Origin of the sequence: Halomonas sp., from assembly GCF_041689495.1 — a bacterium.
In the GTDB taxonomy this organism is placed as follows: Bacteria; Pseudomonadota; Gammaproteobacteria; order Pseudomonadales; family Halomonadaceae; genus Halomonas.
The window spans coordinates 1-17,940 of sequence record NZ_JBDNGD010000460.1 but is presented as its reverse complement, the minus strand read 5'-3'; the positions used below and the strand labels follow the sequence as shown (position 1 = coordinate 17,940).

Annotated in this window: 17 protein-coding genes and 1 pseudogene; 8 read left to right on the top strand and 10 right to left on the bottom strand. The window is 66.6% G+C overall.

Going from position 1 to position 17,940, the window contains the following annotated elements:
- The coding region (locus ACESMD_RS14100) for a hypothetical protein (RefSeq protein WP_372614229.1) at positions 1 to 207 on the top strand (207 nt) is incomplete at its 5' end.
- On the top strand, positions 204 to 755 hold the full coding sequence (locus ACESMD_RS14095; RefSeq protein WP_372614227.1) for a hypothetical protein: 552 nt from the start codon (positions 204 to 206) through the stop codon (positions 753 to 755). The genes ACESMD_RS14100 and ACESMD_RS14095, both read left to right, overlap by 4 nt.
- A 79-nt stretch (positions 756 to 834) precedes the next feature.
- Here ACESMD_RS14095 and ACESMD_RS14090 read toward each other — a convergent pair whose 3' ends face one another.
- The 6 genes from ACESMD_RS14090 to ACESMD_RS14065 all read right to left on the bottom strand — a co-directional run bounded on the left by ACESMD_RS14090 (position 835) and on the right by ACESMD_RS14065 (position 7,147).
- Positions 835 to 1,947, bottom strand: coding sequence for a 5-(carboxyamino)imidazole ribonucleotide synthase (locus tag ACESMD_RS14090; RefSeq protein WP_372614225.1), 1,113 nt, complete (start codon positions 1,945 to 1,947; stop codon positions 835 to 837).
- A gap of 10 nt (positions 1,948 to 1,957) precedes the next feature.
- Positions 1,958 to 2,467, bottom strand: a complete 510-nt coding sequence (gene purE, locus ACESMD_RS14085) for a 5-(carboxyamino)imidazole ribonucleotide mutase (protein ID WP_372614223.1) — start codon at positions 2,465 to 2,467, stop codon at positions 1,958 to 1,960.
- An 87-nt stretch (positions 2,468 to 2,554) separates the two neighbouring features.
- The gene (locus ACESMD_RS14080) at positions 2,555 to 3,445 is read right to left on the bottom strand and encodes a prenyltransferase (RefSeq protein ID WP_372614221.1); all 891 of its coding nucleotides are present in this window, start codon (positions 3,443 to 3,445) and stop codon (positions 2,555 to 2,557) included.
- A gap of 182 nt (positions 3,446 to 3,627) precedes the next feature.
- On the bottom strand, positions 3,628 to 5,640 hold the full coding sequence (locus tag ACESMD_RS14075) for a TRAP transporter permease (protein ID WP_372614219.1): 2,013 nt from the start codon (positions 5,638 to 5,640) through the stop codon (positions 3,628 to 3,630).
- A gap of 37 nt (positions 5,641 to 5,677) precedes the next feature.
- On the bottom strand, positions 5,678 to 6,181 hold the full coding sequence (locus ACESMD_RS14070; RefSeq protein WP_372614217.1) for a DUF1850 domain-containing protein: 504 nt from the start codon (positions 6,179 to 6,181) through the stop codon (positions 5,678 to 5,680).
- A gap of 6 nt (positions 6,182 to 6,187) precedes the next feature.
- Complete coding sequence (locus tag ACESMD_RS14065; RefSeq protein WP_372614215.1) at positions 6,188 to 7,147, bottom strand: TAXI family TRAP transporter solute-binding subunit; 960 nt, start codon at positions 7,145 to 7,147, stop codon at positions 6,188 to 6,190.
- A 266-nt stretch (positions 7,148 to 7,413) separates the two neighbouring features.
- Here ACESMD_RS14065 and ACESMD_RS14060 point away from each other — a divergent pair, with 266 nt between their 5' ends.
- Positions 7,414 to 7,692 (top strand): XRE family transcriptional regulator, encoded by a 279-nt coding sequence (locus tag ACESMD_RS14060; protein ID WP_372614213.1) that lies wholly within the window; start codon positions 7,414 to 7,416, stop codon positions 7,690 to 7,692.
- A 78-nt stretch (positions 7,693 to 7,770) separates the two neighbouring features.
- Here the strand turns inward: ACESMD_RS14060 and egtD are convergent, their stop codons facing one another.
- Complete coding sequence (egtD, locus tag ACESMD_RS14055; RefSeq protein WP_372614211.1) at positions 7,771 to 8,754, bottom strand: L-histidine N(alpha)-methyltransferase; 984 nt, start codon at positions 8,752 to 8,754, stop codon at positions 7,771 to 7,773.
- Positions 8,755 to 8,837: 83 nt separating this feature from the next.
- Between egtD and selD the strand changes: the two genes are divergently transcribed.
- A complete protein-coding gene (selD, locus tag ACESMD_RS14050; protein WP_372614209.1) occupies positions 8,838 to 11,117 on the top strand; it encodes a selenide, water dikinase SelD in 2,280 nt (759 codons plus the stop codon).
- Here selD and senB read toward each other — a convergent pair.
- Positions 11,101 to 12,108, bottom strand: coding sequence for a selenoneine biosynthesis selenosugar synthase SenB (gene senB / locus ACESMD_RS14045; protein WP_372614207.1), 1,008 nt, complete (start codon positions 12,106 to 12,108; stop codon positions 11,101 to 11,103). The two genes, selD and senB, sit on opposite strands and share 17 nt — an antisense overlap.
- A gap of 22 nt (positions 12,109 to 12,130) precedes the next feature.
- On the opposite strand from senB, the gene senA reads away from it, so the two are divergent.
- The 4 genes from senA (at position 12,131) to ACESMD_RS14025 (ending at position 16,539) form a co-directional block, all read left to right on the top strand.
- Positions 12,131 to 13,456, top strand: a complete 1,326-nt coding sequence (gene senA, locus ACESMD_RS14040; protein ID WP_372614205.1) for a selenoneine synthase SenA — start codon at positions 12,131 to 12,133, stop codon at positions 13,454 to 13,456.
- Positions 13,457 to 13,527: 71 nt separating this feature from the next.
- On the top strand, positions 13,528 to 14,391 hold the full coding sequence (locus ACESMD_RS14035) for a putative selenate ABC transporter substrate-binding protein (protein WP_372614203.1): 864 nt from the start codon (positions 13,528 to 13,530) through the stop codon (positions 14,389 to 14,391).
- Entirely contained in the window at positions 14,388 to 15,041 is a 654-nt protein-coding gene (locus tag ACESMD_RS14030; protein ID WP_372614201.1) for an ATP-binding cassette domain-containing protein, read from the top strand. The genes ACESMD_RS14035 and ACESMD_RS14030 overlap by 4 nt, the downstream gene beginning before the upstream one ends.
- A 10-nt stretch (positions 15,042 to 15,051) precedes the next feature.
- Positions 15,052 to 16,539: a PhnE/PtxC family ABC transporter permease gene (locus tag ACESMD_RS14025; protein ID WP_372614199.1), complete on the top strand. Its 1,488-nt coding sequence runs from the start codon at positions 15,052 to 15,054 to the stop codon at positions 16,537 to 16,539.
- Between the two features lie 42 nt (positions 16,540 to 16,581).
- Here ACESMD_RS14025 and ACESMD_RS14020 read toward each other — a convergent pair whose 3' ends face one another.
- Complete coding sequence (locus tag ACESMD_RS14020) at positions 16,582 to 17,325, bottom strand: fumarate reductase iron-sulfur subunit (RefSeq protein ID WP_372614197.1); 744 nt, start codon at positions 17,323 to 17,325, stop codon at positions 16,582 to 16,584.
- A pseudogene (locus ACESMD_RS14015) lies at positions 17,315 to 17,940 on the bottom strand (hypothetical protein); the annotation flags it as partial. The pseudogene ACESMD_RS14015 and the gene ACESMD_RS14020, both read right to left, overlap by 11 nt.

The following is a 17,940-nucleotide window of genomic DNA, read 5'->3' as shown; positions in this document are numbered from 1 at the left end:
GGCGCACCGGACATCGCCGAGGGCACCCCGGTCCAGGCCCGGCACAGCGAGAAGCAATTGGCCCTCTACGGGGTGGAGATGGAATTCAGAGAGGCCATCACCTCGCGTTGGTGGATGACCCTGATCGCCGGGTTGATCGCCATGCTCGGCACGACCCTCGCCCTGCTGCCCAGCTTCCGTTCCATTCGTCAAGGAGACCGCTCATGAACGGCACTCACGCCATGCTCACCCACTTCCCGGTGGGCTTCTGGGCCCTTGCTACCCTGATGATCCTGGTCGGCGCTTTCCTCTCCGGCCGACTGGCCGAGATCAGTCGCGCCGCTCTGCTGCCGGTGCTGGTACTGAGCCTGCTCGGCGGCCTGGCCGCCATCATCATCGGGCTTCTTGTCTGGCCCATGGAGGCCAACCTGGCCAGCCCGCTGACGCGCAACCATATCCTGATGGCCTTCTGGTCCCTGGGTATCTTCTCCATGATCACCGTGCTGGTATGGAAAGCTGGCGATGCCGCCTTCGAGGGTAATCGTCGCTGGGCTCTGGTGATCCTGGCCCTGACCGGTGGCCTGATGTTCTCCTCCGCCGGCACCCTGGGGGGCCACCTGGCGGGCGCCTCAACGGCCTTCTCGGATGTCCTCGGCCTGATGGGTTGGGATGTCTACACCACCTTCTACAGTCCTCTCTGGGCCATCGCCGTCATGGTGATCATCGGGATCGCCCTGGGTGCGCTCGGCCTCATGAACCAGCGCAAGACCGGCTGACACCTCGGCCGGCTCCCACGGAAAGGCGAAAGGCCCCGCATCAGCGGGGCCTTCTTCATGGGCGGCGGGCGAGCCCGGCCTATTCGAAGCTGAAGCGCGGCGCCGGGGCCCCCGGCAGCAGGGCCGCACAGGTGCGTACCTTTTCCAGCAGTGCGCCATGGGTCGGTGCTAGCAGATTGACGTGGGCCAGCTTGCGGCCCAGGCGCTCGCTCTTGCCGTAGCGGTGCAGATGGGCATCGGGAATCGCCAGGATCTCGGCCGCATCCCCCTCGCGACCAATCACGTTGACCATGCAGGTGGGCAGGCGTGCGGCGGTGTCGCCCAGCGGCAGACCCTGAATGGCGCGCAGGTGGTTCTCGAACTGGCTGGTCACCGCTCCGTCGAGGCTCCAGTGGCCGGAGTTGTGTACCCGCGGGGCCATCTCGTTGGCCAGCAGACTGCCGTCCCGGGTCTGGAACAGCTCCAGGGCGAGCACGCCGACATAGTCGAGGGCATCGAGCAGCAGGCGTATATAGCCATCGGCGGTCTGCTGGACGCTGTCGTCCAGGTCGGGCATGGGGGCGATGGAATAGCGCAGGATGCCGTCCACGTGGACATTCTCGGCCATGGGATAGAACACCACCTGGCCGTCGCGGCCGCGCACGGCGATGATCGATACCTCGCGCAGGAAGTCGACGAAGGTCTCGACGATCAGTCTGGGGTGGCCGATGGCGCGCCAGGCGTCTGCTGCCTGGGCCGGGTCGCGGATCACCGCCTGACCCTTGCCGTCGTAGCCCTCGGTGACCGACTTGGCCACCACCGGGCAACCCAGCTCGCGGGCCGCGGCTTCGAGCTCCTCGGCGCTCTCCACCAGGCGATAGGCGGGTGTGGGAATGCCCAGGCGGTCGAACAACGCCTTCTCCTCGGCGCGGTTCTGGCAGACGCGGATCGCCTCACTGGAGGGATAGACCGGCCTGACCTCCTCGATGGCCTGGACCAGCGAGACCGGCAGGTGCTCGAACTCGTAGGTCACCAGGTCGACCTTCTCCAGGAAGGCCTCGAGGTGCTTGCTGTCGGTGTCGATGATCACGTCCCCGATGCCGGCGCTGGGGTGCCCGGTGGTATCGAGGAAGGTGAAGCGGTTGGCCAGCGTATAGCCGGCCAGGGCCAGCATGCGGCCCAGTTGGCCGGCCCCCAGAACGCCGATGTTCATGGTTCACTCCTCATTCGGATGCCGGACGTGGGTCGGGGTTGTCGAGCACGGCTTGGGTCTGGTCGGCGCGGAAGGCCTCCACGGCGCGGCGTATTCCGGGATCCTGGAGGCCGATGATCTGAGCGGCCAGCAGGCCCGCGTTGGTGGCACCGGCCTTGCCGATGGCGAGCGTCCCCACCGCGACACCACCGGGCATCTGCACGATGGAAAGCAGCGAGTCCAGCCCCTTGAGCGCCCTGGACTCCACCGGCACGCCGAGCACCGGAAGCGCCGTCTGGGAAGCCACCATGCCCGGCAGATGGGCCGCCCCGCCGGCGCCGGCGATGATCACCTGCAGGCCGCGCCCAGCGGCCTCCCTGGCATAGTCAAACAGCAGGTCGGGTGTGCGGTGGGCCGAGACCACCCGCGTCTCGCAGGGCACGCCCAGCCGCTCGAGCATCGCCACGGCGTGCTCCATGACCGGCCAATCGGACTTAGACCCCATGATCACGCCGACCTTCGGCGATTGTTCAGACTGCATGGATACTCCTCGGCAACTGCCTGCGTGCGGGAAGGAAAGCCGAACATTCTAACGGCGCCCGCAGGCGTCGTCATCCATAACACCCGACTAGGCGAGCCAGAGTCCGACACCCAGCAGCGCCAGTGTCGCCAGCAGAGTGGCCACATTGACACCCAGCAGCCTGAGAAGCAGTTCCGGCGCCTCCAGAGCCTCGGGAAGCCGCCGAACGATCCAGAGCGCGGCGGGCAATGTCAGCCAGGCCAGCCAGACGCCAGCCGGCAAGGCGCCGCTGACCTGACCCAGTGCGATCAACGCATAGGCACCCAGCAGCAATGCCACCACTATCCTCGAGGCCCCGTGGAGACCCAGCACGATAGGCAGATGACGCCGACCGATCCATCGGTCGGCCTCCACGTCGGGGAACTGATTGAGCAACAGCAGTTCGCTGACCAGCAACAGCGACACCCCCGAGACGATCAGCGACGCCACGTCGATCCGCCCGCCCAGGGCCACCAGGGTCCCCAGCACCATCACCGGGCCGAAGCCCAGCCCCGGTGCCAGCAGACACAGCCAGGGCAAGCGGGTGATCCAGCGAGTATAGGCCACTACCAGGCCCACACCGCTCAGGCCGATGACCAGCATCGGCCAGCCACGCAACGACAGGAAATAGGCCCCGATCGCTGCGACACCCGTCAGGGTCAGCAGGGCGGCAACCCGCACGAGGGGTGCGGCCGAGGGCGTCTCGGGCAGTGCCCCGCTGCCCCCGGAAAAGGGCGTACGACGGGTGATCAGATCGAGCCCCGAGCGAAAGTCCTCGTATTCGTTGAGCAGGTTCACGGCCGCATGGGCGAGCAAACCACCGATCAGCACCAGCACGATGTCGAGGGCAGGAAGATTCACCGCCTGGAGGGCCACCAGGCCCAGTCCCAGCAGCACGCAGAGGGGGGCCAGCACCAGGAAGTTGGGGCGAGTGGCTCTTGCGATGGCAATGGTCGACATGACGCCCCCTTTTCAGCAAGGAAATCACTATCAGGGTCTTGTCGCTAGCTGCCAAGACGCTGCCCTGGCTTCCGGGGAATCGCTCGGATCTCGATGCGAGCGACACCCTCTCGAGTTGATGACCGGGAACCTCCCGAGGCCCGGTCAGCGAATCGACTCTGAGCACACACGAGTGCCCGACCTCAGCCGGCACCGGCAGCGGCCGACTCACGTCGGCTGATCAGCCAGTTGCCGGCCAGGATCAGCACCATCACCGCCGCTCCGCCGACTTCTGCCAGCAGGCTGGGATAGAAGACCCCGACGATCGCCGGCAGCAGCAGCACGCGCATCGGCCACGCCATGCGCGTGAACAGGTACCCCTCCAGGGCAGCGGCGAAGGCACCCAGGGCCAGGAGGCCGGTGAAGGCGGTCCACACCAGCAGCGGCAGCGGGCCACCCACGATGATCTCCGGGTTGTAGACCATGAACAGCGGTATCAGGTAGAGGCCCTTGGCGAACTTCCAGGCCTGGAAGCCGGTTTCCATCGGCTTGCTGCCGGAGATGGCCGCCCCGGCGAAGGCCGCCAGGGCGATGGGAGGCGTGACATTGGAGTCCTGGGAATACCAGAACACCACCAGGTGAGCGATCAACAGCGGCACCCCGAACTCGGCGGTCAGCGCCGGGCCCACCAGCACGATCAGCACGATATAGCTGGCCGTCACCGGCAGGCCCATGCCCAGCACCAGGCTGGCCAGCAGCACCATCACCAGCGCCAGCAGCAGGTTGCCGCCGGAGAAGGCCATCATCATCGAGGAGAACTTCAGGCCCAGGCCCGTCAGTCCCACCACGCCGACGATGACACCGGCCACGGCGCAGGCCATGGAGACCGCCACGGCATTACGGGCACCCAGCTCCAGGCCGCCGACCAGCTTGACCAGACCGCTCTTTACCGCCTCTCGCAGAGTATCGCCGGTCACCCGCTGGCCCTTGCGAGGTGCGATGAACAGGAACCACACGACGAAGCGCAGCACCGCCACTGCCAGCATGGTGAGGATGGCGTAGTAGCCCACCCGCATCGGCGACATGTTCATCACCAGCAGCCACACCAGCACCGCCAGCGGCAGCAAGAAGTGCCAGCCGGCGCCCATGACATCGCGCATCTGCGGCAGTTCGCTCCTCGCCATGCCCTGCATGCCCTGCTTGAGAGCGATGATATGCACGAAGAGGTAGACGGTGCCGAAATACATGATCGCCGGCAGGATGCTGACCTTGACCACCTCGAGGTAGGGCATTCGGGTGTACTCGGCGATCAGGAAGGCGCCGGCGCCCATCAGCGGCGGCATGATCTGCCCGCCGGTGGAGGCCGCCGCCTCGATGCCGCCGGCCTGGGCCGGCTTGAAGCCCAGGCGCTTCATCAAGGGGATGGTGAAGGCCCCGGTGGTCACCACGTTGGCCATGGCGCTGCCCGAGATCGAGCCCATGCCGGCGGAGGCGATCACCGCCGCCTTGGCCGGCCCGCCGCGCTGTCGCCCGGTGGCGGCATAGGCCAGCTCGATGAAGAACTTGCCGGCACCGGTGATTTCCAGGAAGGCGCCGAACAGCACGAAGATGAAGATATAGGTCGCCGCAACTCCCAGGGGCAGGCCGAAGATCCCCTCCTGGCCCAGGTAGAGCTGGCCCACCAGGCGGTCCAGGTTGTAACCGCGGTGCTCGAGGATGCCCGGCAGGAACTGGCTCAGCCAGGGCAGCTCGCCCCTCGGCCCGGCGAAGGCGTAGAGGATGGCGACCATGCCGATGATGGTCATCCCCAGCCCCACCGAACGGCGTGCGGCCTCCAGCACGGTCAGGGTAGCGATGCCGCCGACCATGATGTCGGTCTGGCTCCAGAAGCCGGCGCGATCAATGATCTCGTCGAGGTAGAGCACCAGATAGCCGCCGGTGATCAGAGCACCACCGAGGAACAGCAGGTCGATCAGACCGCTGATCGGGCCACGCGCGCGGTTGGGCCCGAGCAGCGGATACATCAGGAAGGCCAGCATCATGATCAGCATCAAGTGGATGCTGCGCAGGTAGAAGAGCCCCAGCGGCTGGATACCGGCTGAGTAGAGCTGGAACAGCGACAGCCCTACCGCCACGAGGGTGATCAGCCACAGCACCGGGCGGGGATGCTTCGCCTGGCTGCCGGGGATGACGGGGGAGATGCCCGAATCGCTCATCGTGGTCCTCTCACAGGATTGTCTGCAAGGGTGTCGTTCATTCGGGGGGGCCGGAAGGCAGGGCCAGCCTGATCGTCACCCGCTCGTTGGCCGCCAGGCGGCTCAGGCTGGTGCGGGTATCATCGATCACCAGGCGATGGTCGACGCGCATCGCCCCCACCCGAAGCAGATAGGCGTTGCCCGGCACGGGTTCGTCAATATCCTCGATCCAGTAGCCGCCCTCGCCATCGGAGACCTGACGACCGCGCCCGGGAATGTGGTCCAGTCCCGCGGCGAAGTCGGGCAGGTGGCTGCGCACCAGCACCATACGCCCCTCCCGGTTGCGGTAGCAGTCCAGCACCGGGAAGCCCTCGACCGAGTGGTTCCACTCCAGGCACCAGCCCTCGCCTTCGGGCATGGGCAGGCTCACCAGGCGCTCGCCACCGGCGTCCAGTACCTCCAGCAGGGCCTCGTCGGCGGCGGCCGCCTGATCAACAACCATCAGGGCCGCAAAAAGCAGCGAGGCGGGCAGCAAGGCCGCTTTCAGGCGTGAGAATCGCATTGACCGTCAGGGACGCTGATGATCGGCGATCTCGGCACCGACTTCCTCATAGTAGCGCAGGGCGCCCGGATGGAAGGCAATCGGCGTGGAATTGACGCTGAAATCGACGGTCGTGTCGTTGGCCGCCGGATGGATGGCGATCAGTTCATCGGTATGCTCGAAGAGGATACGAGTGATCTGGTAGGCCAGTTCCTCATCCATCTCGCTGCTCACCGCCAGGACGTTGGGGATGCTGATGGTCTGCACCGCTTCGTCCATGCCATCGTAGAGAGCGGCACGCAGTTCATAGGCCGCAAACACGGACTCGGCTTCCTTGGCCTTGGCGACCTCCTCGTCAGTCAGGCCGACCAGGCGGATGTCGCGCGTCGTGGCCAGGTTCATGATCGAGCTGGTGGGCGGACCCACACTCCAGAAGCCGGCCTCGATGTCGCCGTCGCGGATCGCATCGGCTGTCTCGTTGAAGTTCAGGCGACGCGCGTCGATATCCTCATAGGTGATGCCGTTGGCCTCGAGCAGGGTCTGGGCGTTGACCTCGGTACCGCTGCCCGGGGCGCCCACGGAGACCGCCTTGCCCTTGAGGTCGGAGAGCGACTCGATGCCGGAATCGGCCAGGGTCACGATCTGCACGGCGTTGGGATAGATCGAGGCCAGCGCGCGGATGTTCTCCAGCTGGCGCCCCTCGAAGTCACCGGTACCGCTGTAGGCCTGATAGACGGTGTCGGCCAGGGCCAGGGCCAGGTCGGAATCACCCCGCCAGACCAGCCCCATGTTCTCCACAGAGGCCCCCGTCACCTCGGCGACCGCACTGGCGCCTTCGATCTCGTTATTGATCAGCTCGGCCAGGCCACCACCGTAGGGATAGTAGGTCCCGCCCGTACCGCCCGTGGCGATGGAGATCTGTTGTGCGACGGCCAGCGGGGCCGTGACGATCAATGATGCCGCGACGGCATACTTGAAGACTTGCATGGCATTCCTCTCATCCTGCTTGGCAGGTTATTGTCGGATTCATATCGGGCGTCCAGGAACAGATGACGCCTGGAAGCAGCCTAGCATGCACCTTCCGTGGGACGCCAATACAGGGTTTTCTACGTTTATCGTCACTCTCGCCGAAACGTCTGGTCGACATCACCTCAAACCGACCATAAAAAAATAAAAAAATCTGCTCGATTCCCTTGGCAAGATGCTGTGAAAGGCACCATGCTATGCAGGTCGAAACGGCTTATTGGAGCATCATGAGTACGGCACATCATAACGCCCAAGCGGAATTCAAAGACCCTCCGCGAAGAAGCCCTGACCTCGATGTCAGGGACCTGGAACAACGCACACGCCTGATGCGTATCATCACTCGATTGATCGCTGCCTCGGAGCTCGGCAGTCGCGACATCGCTCGCCGCGCCGGCCTGCCAATGCAGAAGATCAGCGACCTGCTCGCCGGACGGCTCGAGCATCTCAGTGTCGATGAACTGCGCCTGTTGTATCACTCAATCGATCCGCAGGGCACGCCACACTAGCCCCACCGTCATGATCCCGCGACTCCCCCCCTGCCGATTCCGCGGCAGGGGTGGCCTTCGTATGTCAGCCGGATCCAGTCAATCGGCGTCCGTTGACAGAGCGTCCGTTGACAGATAGTGCACGCTGAACAGCCGGTCCGTGTCTGTCCAGACCGCCGCGGGGCGATAGCCGGCCCTCTCGGCGAGCGCCTGGAAGCCTTCCAGGCGATACTTGCAGGAATTCTCGGTATGCAGCGTCTCGCCCCGTGAGAAGGCGAAGCGACGCGAATCGATGCCGATGACCTGCGCGCACTGGCTGACCAGATGCATCTCGATGCGCGACGCCGCCTCGTTGAAGAAGGCCAGATGACGGAAGTTGCCTACCTCCACCTCGGCTCCCAGTTCCCGTTGCATCCGCTCCAGCAGGTTCAGGTTGAACGCCGCCGTCACGCCGGCGGCGTCGTCGTAGGCCGCCTCGAGGACGCCACGATCCTTGACCAGGTCGACACCGATGAGCACACCACTGCCCGGAGGCATCGCCCGCCGCAGACGGCTGAGGAAGACCTCGGCTTCCTGCGGCTCGAAGTTGCCGATGCTCGAACCGGGGAAGAAGGCCACCACCCGCCTGCCCTCGACGCCCGCCGGCAAGCACAGCCTTTGCGAGAAATCGGCCCAGGCGGCATGGACCTCGAGCCAGGGATAGTCGGCCGCCAGGAGACGGGTGCTCTGCAGCAGGAAATCCCGCGAGATATCCACGCCCAGGTAGCGGCTGGGACGCATCGCCTCCAGCAGCAGCCTGACCTTGCGGCTGGCGCCACTGCCCAGTTCCACCAGCAGGGATTCCGGCCCGACGATGGCCGCGATTTCCTCGGCAGCCGCGGCAAGGATGCCCTCCTCGGTGCGGGTCAGGTAATACTCGGGCTGGCGACAGATGGCCTCGAAGAGCTGCGAGCCCCGTTGGTCGTAGAAGTATTTCGGCGACAACGCCTTGGGCCGGGCGCTCAGGCCTGCCATCACGTCGTCGAGAAAGGACGCACTCGCTTCGTCAACATGCTGATCGTGAAAGCGCACGGCCTGGGTCATGACGTATCCTCGTGACGTATTCTCGTGACGTATTCTCGTGAACAACGCTGAGCATGAGCCTTCAATCTAGAGAGAGTCTTCCCATGCAGCAACCGGTGTTACGGGATATCGTGCTTGTCGGCGGCGGCCACACTCATGTCGGCGTCCTCAAGCGCTTCGCCATGAAGCCCGAACCCGGCGTCAGGCTCACCCTGATCTGCCGCGACACGCATACGCCTTATTCGGGCATGCTGCCGGGCTATATCGCCGGGCATTACACCTACGACGAGGTGCATATCGACCTGCGCCGCCTGGCGGAATACGCCGGTGCGCGTTTCTTCGGCGATGAAGCCGTCGGCATCGACCACGATGGACAGCGGGTGCTCTGCCGCTCGCGGCCCCCGGTGCCCTACGACTGGCTGTCGATCAATATCGGCTCGACACCCCGGGTCGATGCCGTCGAGGGCGCCGGCGACCATGCCGTGCCGGTCAAGCCGATCCACCGCTTCAATGATCGCTGGCAGACCTTGCTGGAACGCATCAAGCACCACCCGGGCAGGACCCGTGTAGCAGTGGTCGGCGGCGGAGCCGGTGGCGTCGAGCTGCTGCTGGCCATGCAGTATCGGCTGCGTCGGGAACGGGTCGCCCAAGGGCGAGACCCGGATGAGCTGGCCTTCGCCCTCTTCACCCGCGGCGAGACGATCCTGCCCACCCACAATGCCCGGGTGCAGGCGCACTTCCTGGCGGCGCTTCAGGCACGCAATGTCGAGCTCCACACCGCCACCGATATCGTCGCCGTCGAGGCGGGCCGGCTGCAAAGCGCCGAAGGCGGCTGGCACGAGGCCGAAGAGATCGTCTGGGTGACCAACGCCGGTGGCGCCGCCTGGCTGCGTGATACCCGCCTGGAACTCGACGACGACGGCTTCATCCGGGTGAACGACACTCTCCAGTCATTCAGCGATCCCCGGGTCTTCGCCGCCGGCGATATCGCCAACCAGGTCTCCCACCCGCGCGAGAAGGCCGGCGTCTTCGCCGTGCGCCAGGGGCGCCCCCTGGCCGACAACCTGCGCGCCGCCGTGACCGGCCGGCCGCTGACAGCCTACCACCCCCAGGCGACGTGGCTGGCGCTGATCAGCACCGGCGACAGGCATGCGGTGGCGTCGCGCGGCGCGCTCTATCTTGCCGGCGACTGGGTGTGGCGCTGGAAGGACGTCATCGATCGGCGCTTCATGTCGAAATTCAACGACCTGCCGCCGATGCAAGACGGCCCCATGAAACCGGCCAGGGCCAGCCGAGTCCCCCTCGACGAGGCCGAGAACGACCAGGCGATCTCGGCGATCGCCATGCGCTGCGGCGGCTGCGGCGCCAAGGTCGGCGCCTCGGTACTCTCGCGGGCCATCGGGGAACTGGTGCCGGTGGAGCGCGACGATGTGCTGATCGGCCTGCACGCCCCCGACGACGCCGCGGTGGTCAGGGTGCCGCCGGGCAAGGCCATGGTGCACACCGTGGACTTCTTCCGCGCCTTCATCGACGACCCCTATGTCTTCGGCAGGATCGCCGCCAACCATGCCCTGGGCGACATCTTCGCCATGGGCGCCGAGGCCCAGACCGCCACGGCCATCGCCACGGTGCCCCAGGGCCTGGAAGCCAAGGTGGAAGACACGGTCCGTCAGATGATGGCCGGCGCCGTCGAGATGCTCAACGAGGCCGGCTGCGCCCTGGTCGGTGGCCATACCGGTGAGGGACAGGAGCTGGCGCTGGGCTTCGCCATCAATGGCCTGGTCGACGAGAATATGGAAGAGGTGCTGCGCAAGGGCGGCATGCGACCTGGCGAGGTACTGGTACTGACCAAGCCCATCGGTACCGGCACGCTGTTCGCTGCCCATGCCCGGCTGGCGGCCCGCGGGCGCTGGATCGACGCCGCACTGGACAGCATGTGCCAGTCGAACCGCCAGGCCGCGACCTGCCTGAGGGAACACGGTGCCAGCGCCTGCACGGATGTCACCGGCTTCGGGCTGCTGGGCCACCTGGTGGAAATGACCCGCCCTTCCGGCGTGGATGCCGAGCTCGACCTGTCGGCCCTGCCGATCCTCGAGGGCGCCGAGGACACCGTCGCCGCCGGCATCCTCAGCTCCCTGCAGCCCGCCAACGTGCGACTGCGCCGCGCCTTGCAGGACCAGCAGGCATGGGTCGATCATCCGCGCTATCCGCTGATCTTCGACCCACAGACCGCCGGCGGCCTGCTGGCCAGTCTCCCCGCCGAGCGTGCCGAGGCTTGCCTGGCCGACTTGAGGGCACTGGGCCACGCCCAGACACGGATCATCGGTCGCGTGCATCCCGAAGGGGACGCCCTGGCACCCATACGCCTCATCGCCTCGTCGTGATCTTGCAGGCTTCCAGCACTCGCGCCAGCGCCTCGCGCTCGGCCTCCGGGCGACAGCGTGGCGCCAGGGCATTCACCCGCTGGCGCAGGTCGTCGAGAAAAGCCGGAGATCGCTCTGCTTGCAACAGCAGGGACCTCAGTGCCCCGGTATCGCCCACCGGGAAGACGCCAGGATAGTCGTCGCCCAGCAGGCCGCGATTGCCGGGAATCTCCGAGGCAATCACCGGCAGGCCGGCCACGCAGGCTTCGCTGACCACATTGGCGCCGCCTTCCATGTGTGAGCTGATCACCATCAGCCGCGCGCGGGCCATCCACTGGCGCACCCGCCAGTGGGCCAGGTCGCCGAGCCATTGGTAGCGGGGATTGCGGGCCATCTCCTCCCTGGCAGCACGGGCCCAGCCATCGCTGTGGGCGCCACCCAGCTGGATGACCCTCAGCCGCGATTCCTCCGGAAGGTCCCGAACCGCCAGGGCGGCCCGCAGGGAATCCTTTTCCTCGCGCAGGTGGCCGACCACCAGCACATCGAAATACCGTCGACCCGGACCCGGCGCGCCTGGTGGCAGCGGAAGCGCCGACTGCACCACGATGTGCAGGCGAGCATGGAAGCGCTTCGGGAGGTCGTCCTTGACTCGATCATGTAGCCCGATCAGCGCATCGGCGCGGCGAAGGCTATCCATGACGGTCTCGACATGGCTATGCTGGAATCGGTAGAGATCGGTACCGGTCAATGCCAGTATCAGGGGATGCTCGGGGAACGCCTCGCGGAAGTCACGGATCGAATCATGACTCCGCCAGGCATGCAGGGCGATCATCAGATCGACATCCCTTGCCGACGCGGCCAGCTCGGAGAAGTGCTGCGTCACCCGGACCCGGCAGCCCAGCTCACCCAGGAACCTCGCCCATCGCGTCGCCGTGGCGCGGTTCCCGGCACGCGACTGCCGGCCTGCCGGGGTGATCAATGCAATCTTCGGTGCCACACCCTTCGATGCCACATCCACTCCTCATGAGGTCGTCATGCCAGAGACACCGCCGACACCCCGTCAGGACAGCGAAGACCTGGTGCGCATGCTCGATGACGCCCGCACGCGCAGCCTAGCGCTGACCCTGGACCTCGATGCCTCACGCTGGCTCGGCCCGCAACTGGCCATCGTCAACCCGCCCCTCTGGGAACTCGGCCACCTGGGCTTCTTCCACGACCATTTCGCCCTGCGAGAACTCTACGGTCTCCCCGAGTATCGCCTGGCCGGCGCCGAACGTCTCTACGACTCCAGCCGTATCCCCCACGACGACCGCTGGTCCCTGCCCCTGCCCGGCATCGAGGAGACCCTGGCCTACCTGGACCGCGTCCGCGGGGCCATGCTGGAACGCCTGCCCGATGGCATGGCCAGTGCCGCCCAGAGCTACGTCTACCAGCTCACCACCCTGCACGAGGACATGCACGGCGAGGCCTTCCTGTATACCCGCCAGACGCTGGCCGATCCGGCGCCGGAGCTGGGGCCGGCACCACCGACCCCCGGTCCCGAGGGTCCCTGGCCGGGTGAGGTCTCGATTCCCGGCGGGCGCCACTGGCTCGGCTCCGATGACAGGGTGGCCTTTCGCTTCGACAACGAGAAGCCGCCCATGGAGGTCGAGGTCGCCCCCTTCACCATCGCCCTGGCCCCCGTGACCAACGCCGAATTTGCCGAGTTCGTCGCCGATGGTGGCTACCAGCGTCGCGAGCTGTGGAGCGAGGCGGGCTGGCAATGGCGCGAGCAGCAGGGCCTGGAGGCACCTCTCTACTGGCAGGGTGATGGCCGGGGTGGCTGGCGGGTTCGCCATTTCGACCGCTGGCGTGCCCTGGCCCCCCATCAACCGGTGGTGCATGTCAGTTATCACGAGGCCGAGGCCTGGTGCCGCTGGGCCGGTCGCCGGCTTCCCGGCGAGGCCGAGTGGGAGGTCGCCGCCAGCCGGATGCCGGACGAGACCGGCAACGCCCTCGCGCCCGGCAAGCGTCTCCATCCCTGGGGTGACTCGCCCGCGACGCCACGGCACGCCAACCTCGACGGCCAGCGGCTCGGCCCGGCGGATGTTGCCGCCTTCCCCGCGGGTGACAGCGCCTTTGGCTGCCGGCAGATGCTCGGCAACGTCTGGGAGTGGACGGCCTCGACGTTCGGGCCCTTTCCCGGCTTCCAGGCCGAGCTCTACCGCGACTACTCGGCGCCCTGGTTCCGGGAAGGCCGCCATGTGCTGCGCGGTGGCGCCTGGGCCACCCGGGCCCGGCTGGTCCACACCGGTTACCGCAACTTCTTCACCCCGGAACGCAACGACATCCTCGCCGGCTTTCGTACCTGTGCCCTCTGAATGGGTAGAATCCTCATGATCCTCGGCAAGATGGCATCATGTCCCTCTCCACTCACCAACGGAACGCATCCATGCTCAGATACCTGTCGCTGACCCTCGCCCTCCTCCTGGCCTCACCCCTTGCGGCGGCGCAGACCCTGGTCTTCACCGCCATCCCCGACGAGGACGAGACCCGCCTGCAACAGCGCTTCCAGGCCGTGGCCGACTACCTCGCCGGGGAACTCGACGTCGAGGTGCGTTTCATTCCCGTCACCTCCTACGCCGCCTCGGTCACCGCCTTCCGCAACAATCAGGTGCAGTTGGCCTGGTTCGGCGGCTTCACCGGCGTCCAGGCACGCCAGCTGGTACCCGGCTCCCGCGCCATTGCCCAGGGCGTGGAGGACCCCGACTACAGGAGCTACTTCATCGCCAACCAGGCCACGGGGCTCGAGTACCATGACGGGGACACGGCCCCCGAGGGACTGCGCGGACTGACCTTCAGCTTCGGTTCCCAGAGTTCCACGTCCGGGCGGCTGATGCCGGAATACCTCCTGCGCCAGGATCTCGGCGACTCACCCGACGAACTGTTCGCCCGGGTCGGCTACAGCGGCAACCACAGCCGCACCGTCTCGGTGGTCGAGTCCGGCGCCTACCAGGCCGGCGTGCTCAGCTACACGGCGTGGGAGAACGAGGTGGAAAGCGGCAACGTCGACCTCGACAGCGTGCAGGTGATCTGGGAATCGCCCCCCTACCCCGACTACCAGTGGACGGTCCGCGGCGATGTCGATGAACGCTTCGGCGACGGCTTCACCGAACGCCTGACCCGGGCCCTGCTCGACATGGACGACCCCGAGCTGCTGGCCAGCTTCCCGCGTTCGGGGTTCATCCCCGCCGACAACGAGGACTACCGGGAAATCCAGGAAGTGGCGCAATCCCTGGGCCTGCTGGACGAATGACCCGCCTGGCGTTGCAGAATGCCGTGGCCGACTACGGCGAGGGGCGCGTGCTCGGCCCCCTGAGCCTGGCACTGGCGCCCGGCGAGCGCGTCGCCCTGGTCGGGCGGAGCGGTGCCGGCAAGTCGACGCTACTGTCGGTGATGTACGACCAGTGGCGCGACCGGGGCGCCGCCCTGATGCCTCAGGAGCTCGGCCTCGTGCCCACCCTCTCGGTATTTCACAACGTCTACATGGGACGACTCGACCGGCATCCCTGGTGGCGCAACCTGCTGACCCTGATGCGTCCCCGGCGTCGTGACGTGGAGGAGATAAGCGCCCTGCTCGAAAGGCTGGGTATCGACGACAAGCGCTGGGCACCCAGCGGCGAGCTCTCCGGCGGCCAGCGCCAGCGGGTCGCCGCGGCGCGCGTCATCCACCAGGGGGGCGGCCTGCTGCTCGCCGACGAGCCGGTCTCGGCCCTGGACGGCCCGCTGTCCGAGGTCATCCTGACCGCCCTGACCGAGGCCTACCCCACGGTGGTGCTGGCCATGCACGATGTCGAGCTGGCACTGCACTACTGCACCCGGGTGATCGGCATCCGGGATGGCAGCATCGCCGTCGACGAGCCCAGCCAGCGCCTGTCCGCCCACGACCTCCTGACGCTCTACTGACGCCATGGGCATGCCCTCGACCGCCACCCGTCGCGTTTCCCTGGGGCTGGTCCTGGTGGCCGCGGTCTGCCTGCTGTTCGGCGACTTCGAGATCAGCACCCACGACCCCTGGCAGGCTCTCGGCCGTCTTTTCATGGGGCTGATCCAGCCCGACTTGTCCCGCGTGGACTTCCTCGGCGAGGCCCTGATGCGCACGGTGGCCTTCGCCTTCGTCGGCGTCGGCGTGGGTGCCGCCGCGGGGATGCTGCTGGCGCTGTTGTTCCGACATCTCTGGGTGCGCACCTTCTGCGCCTTCATCCGTGCCATCCACGAGCTGTTCTGGGCGCTGATCTTCCTGCAGAGTTTCGGCCTGCACCCGATAACCGGGGTGCTGGCCATCGCCATCCCCTATGCGGGCACCTTCGCCAAGGTCTACGCCGAGATCCTCGACGAGAGCGACCCGCAACCGGGGCGCACCCTGCCGAAATCGACCGGGCGGCTCTCGGCGCTGGTCTACACCCGCATCAGCCTGGCCTGGCCGCACCTGGTCAGCTATACGGCCTACCGCCTGGAGTGCGGCCTGCGCTCCAGTGCGGTGATCGGCTTCGTCGGCATGCCCACCCTGGGCTTCCATCTCGCGGGCGCCTCCGCCCAGGGCCACTATGGTACCGTCGGCGCCCTGCTACTGCTGTTCTACGCGCTCATCGCCACGCTACGGCTCTGGGTGCGGCCACGGCTGCTGCCGATATATCTCGCGGTCTCACCCTTCCTGCTGGGCACCGGCCTGCCGATCATGTGGAGCAATGTCACGCGCTTCTTCACCCGTGACATCGTGCCCGCCCCGCTACGCAACGGCGAGGGACTGGAAGGCCTCTGGCCCTGGCTCGGCGACCTCCTTCTTGACCAGGCCCTGCCGGGCATCTGGAACACCCTGCTGCTGACCCAGATCGCCCTGGTCGTCACCGGTATCCTGGCGATGCTGCTCTTTCCGCTGATCTCTCACCATTTCACGGGGCGTCACTTCACCGGCCGGGTGCGCGGCACCCTGGGCCACGGGCTACTGGTGGTGATGCGCTCCACCCCGGAGTACCTGCTGGCCTTCATCCTGCTGCAGCTGTGGGGCCCCTCGATGCTGCCGGCGGTCGTCGCCCTGGCGCTGCACAACGCCGCCATCATCGCTCACCTGGTCGGACGCCGCAGCAACGAGATCACGCTGCGCCAGGACGCCCCCGGCGGCATCGACCGCTACGCCTTCGAGGTGGCGCCACGGGTCTATGGCCCCTTCCTGGCACTGCTGTTCTACCGCTGGGAGATCATCATGCGCGAGACCGCCATCCTCGGCATCCTCGGCATCGCCACCCTGGGCTTCCATGTCGACAGCGCCATCCAGGAGATCCGCTTCGACCGCGCCATGGTGCTCATCGTGATCACCGCCCTTCTCAACATCGGCGTGGACATCCTCGCCCGTCACCTCCGCGCCCGACTCCGGCTGCGCCATACGGCGAGTTGCGAGCCCTGAGCCCATCTGACTGACATCGGAGATCATCAGCCCCGGGCAGGCCTATCCCGTGGCGATCATGCGCCGGCGCAGGAAGGCGATCTGGGTCTGCAGGGAGAGGTCCTTGGGACAGACATCCTGGCAGCCGAGCAGGGTCATGCAGCCGAAGACCCCGTCGTCGTCGCCGATGAGCTCGAAATAGTCCTCATCGGTGCGATCGTCCCGGGGGTCTAGGCGAAAGCGGGCCATCTTGTTGAGACCCACGGCGCCGATGAAATCCTCGCGCATCAGGGCGGTCCCACAGGCGGCCACGCAGCAGCCGCATTCGATGCATCGGTCGAGCTCGTAGATCTCCTCGGCAAGCGTCGGCTCCATGGGGTCCTCGAGTCGATCCAGATCCCTGTCTTCCCGGCCATGGACCCAGGTTTCCAGGCGTTCGCTCATGCCCCGCATCCAGCGGCCGGTATCCACCGAGAGGTCACCGATCAGCTTGAACGCCGGCAGGGGCGCCAGGGTGATCTCCTCGCCGAGGGTCTGGGTCAGGGTCCGGCAGGCCAGCCCGGGGCGTCCATCGATCAGCATGCCGCAGCTGCCGCAGATCCCTGCCCGGCAGACGAAATCGAACTGCAGGGACGGCTCGTACTCGTCGCGAATGGCGTTCAAGGCAATGAAGAGCGTCATCCCCGGCGCCTCATCCAGCTCGTAGGTCGCCATATGCAGATGGCTGTCCGGGTCCCGGGGATTGTGGCGCAGGATATGAAAGGTCAACCGACGCCCTGGCGGCGCCGAGGGTAATTCAGTGTTCATGGGTGTCCTCCTCCAGCCGCTGGTTGGGGCCGCGATACCTGGGCGGCAGCAGATCATCGAAGGGCATCATAGCCTGCTGAAGCTCGACACGATCCGCATCGGGATGGTCCGCCTGGATACGCTCGATCTCGGCCAGGCGTTGCGGAGTATCGGGATGCTCGAGGTGATTGCGGACACCATAGCCGCGAAATCCCGGTGGCGTCTCCATGGCCATCACGTCGATGGCTTCGTAGTCCAGGCGCGGTAGGCCAGCGGCCTCGTCGGGCCAGGTGGCCAGGGTCCGGTTCAGCCAGTCCCGGTCATTGCGCTGCGGATAGTCCTCGCGGAAATGGGCACCGCGGCTTTCCGTGCGCTCACGCGCGCCCAAGGCAACACAGATGGCCACCTTGAGCATCTTCGGCAGACGATAGGCCGCCACCAGCTCCGGGTTGGTGCCGGCCGCCCGCGATGCCACACCGATATGGCGGCTCTTCGCCAGGAGCTGCTCGAGCTCATCCACGGCCTCGGCGAGTTCATCACCGGTGCGGAAGATGCCCACCTTGTCGATCATGATCTCCTCCATGCGCTTGCGGATGGCCACGACACTCTCGGTGCCTGGCGTCTTCATCAGGTCAT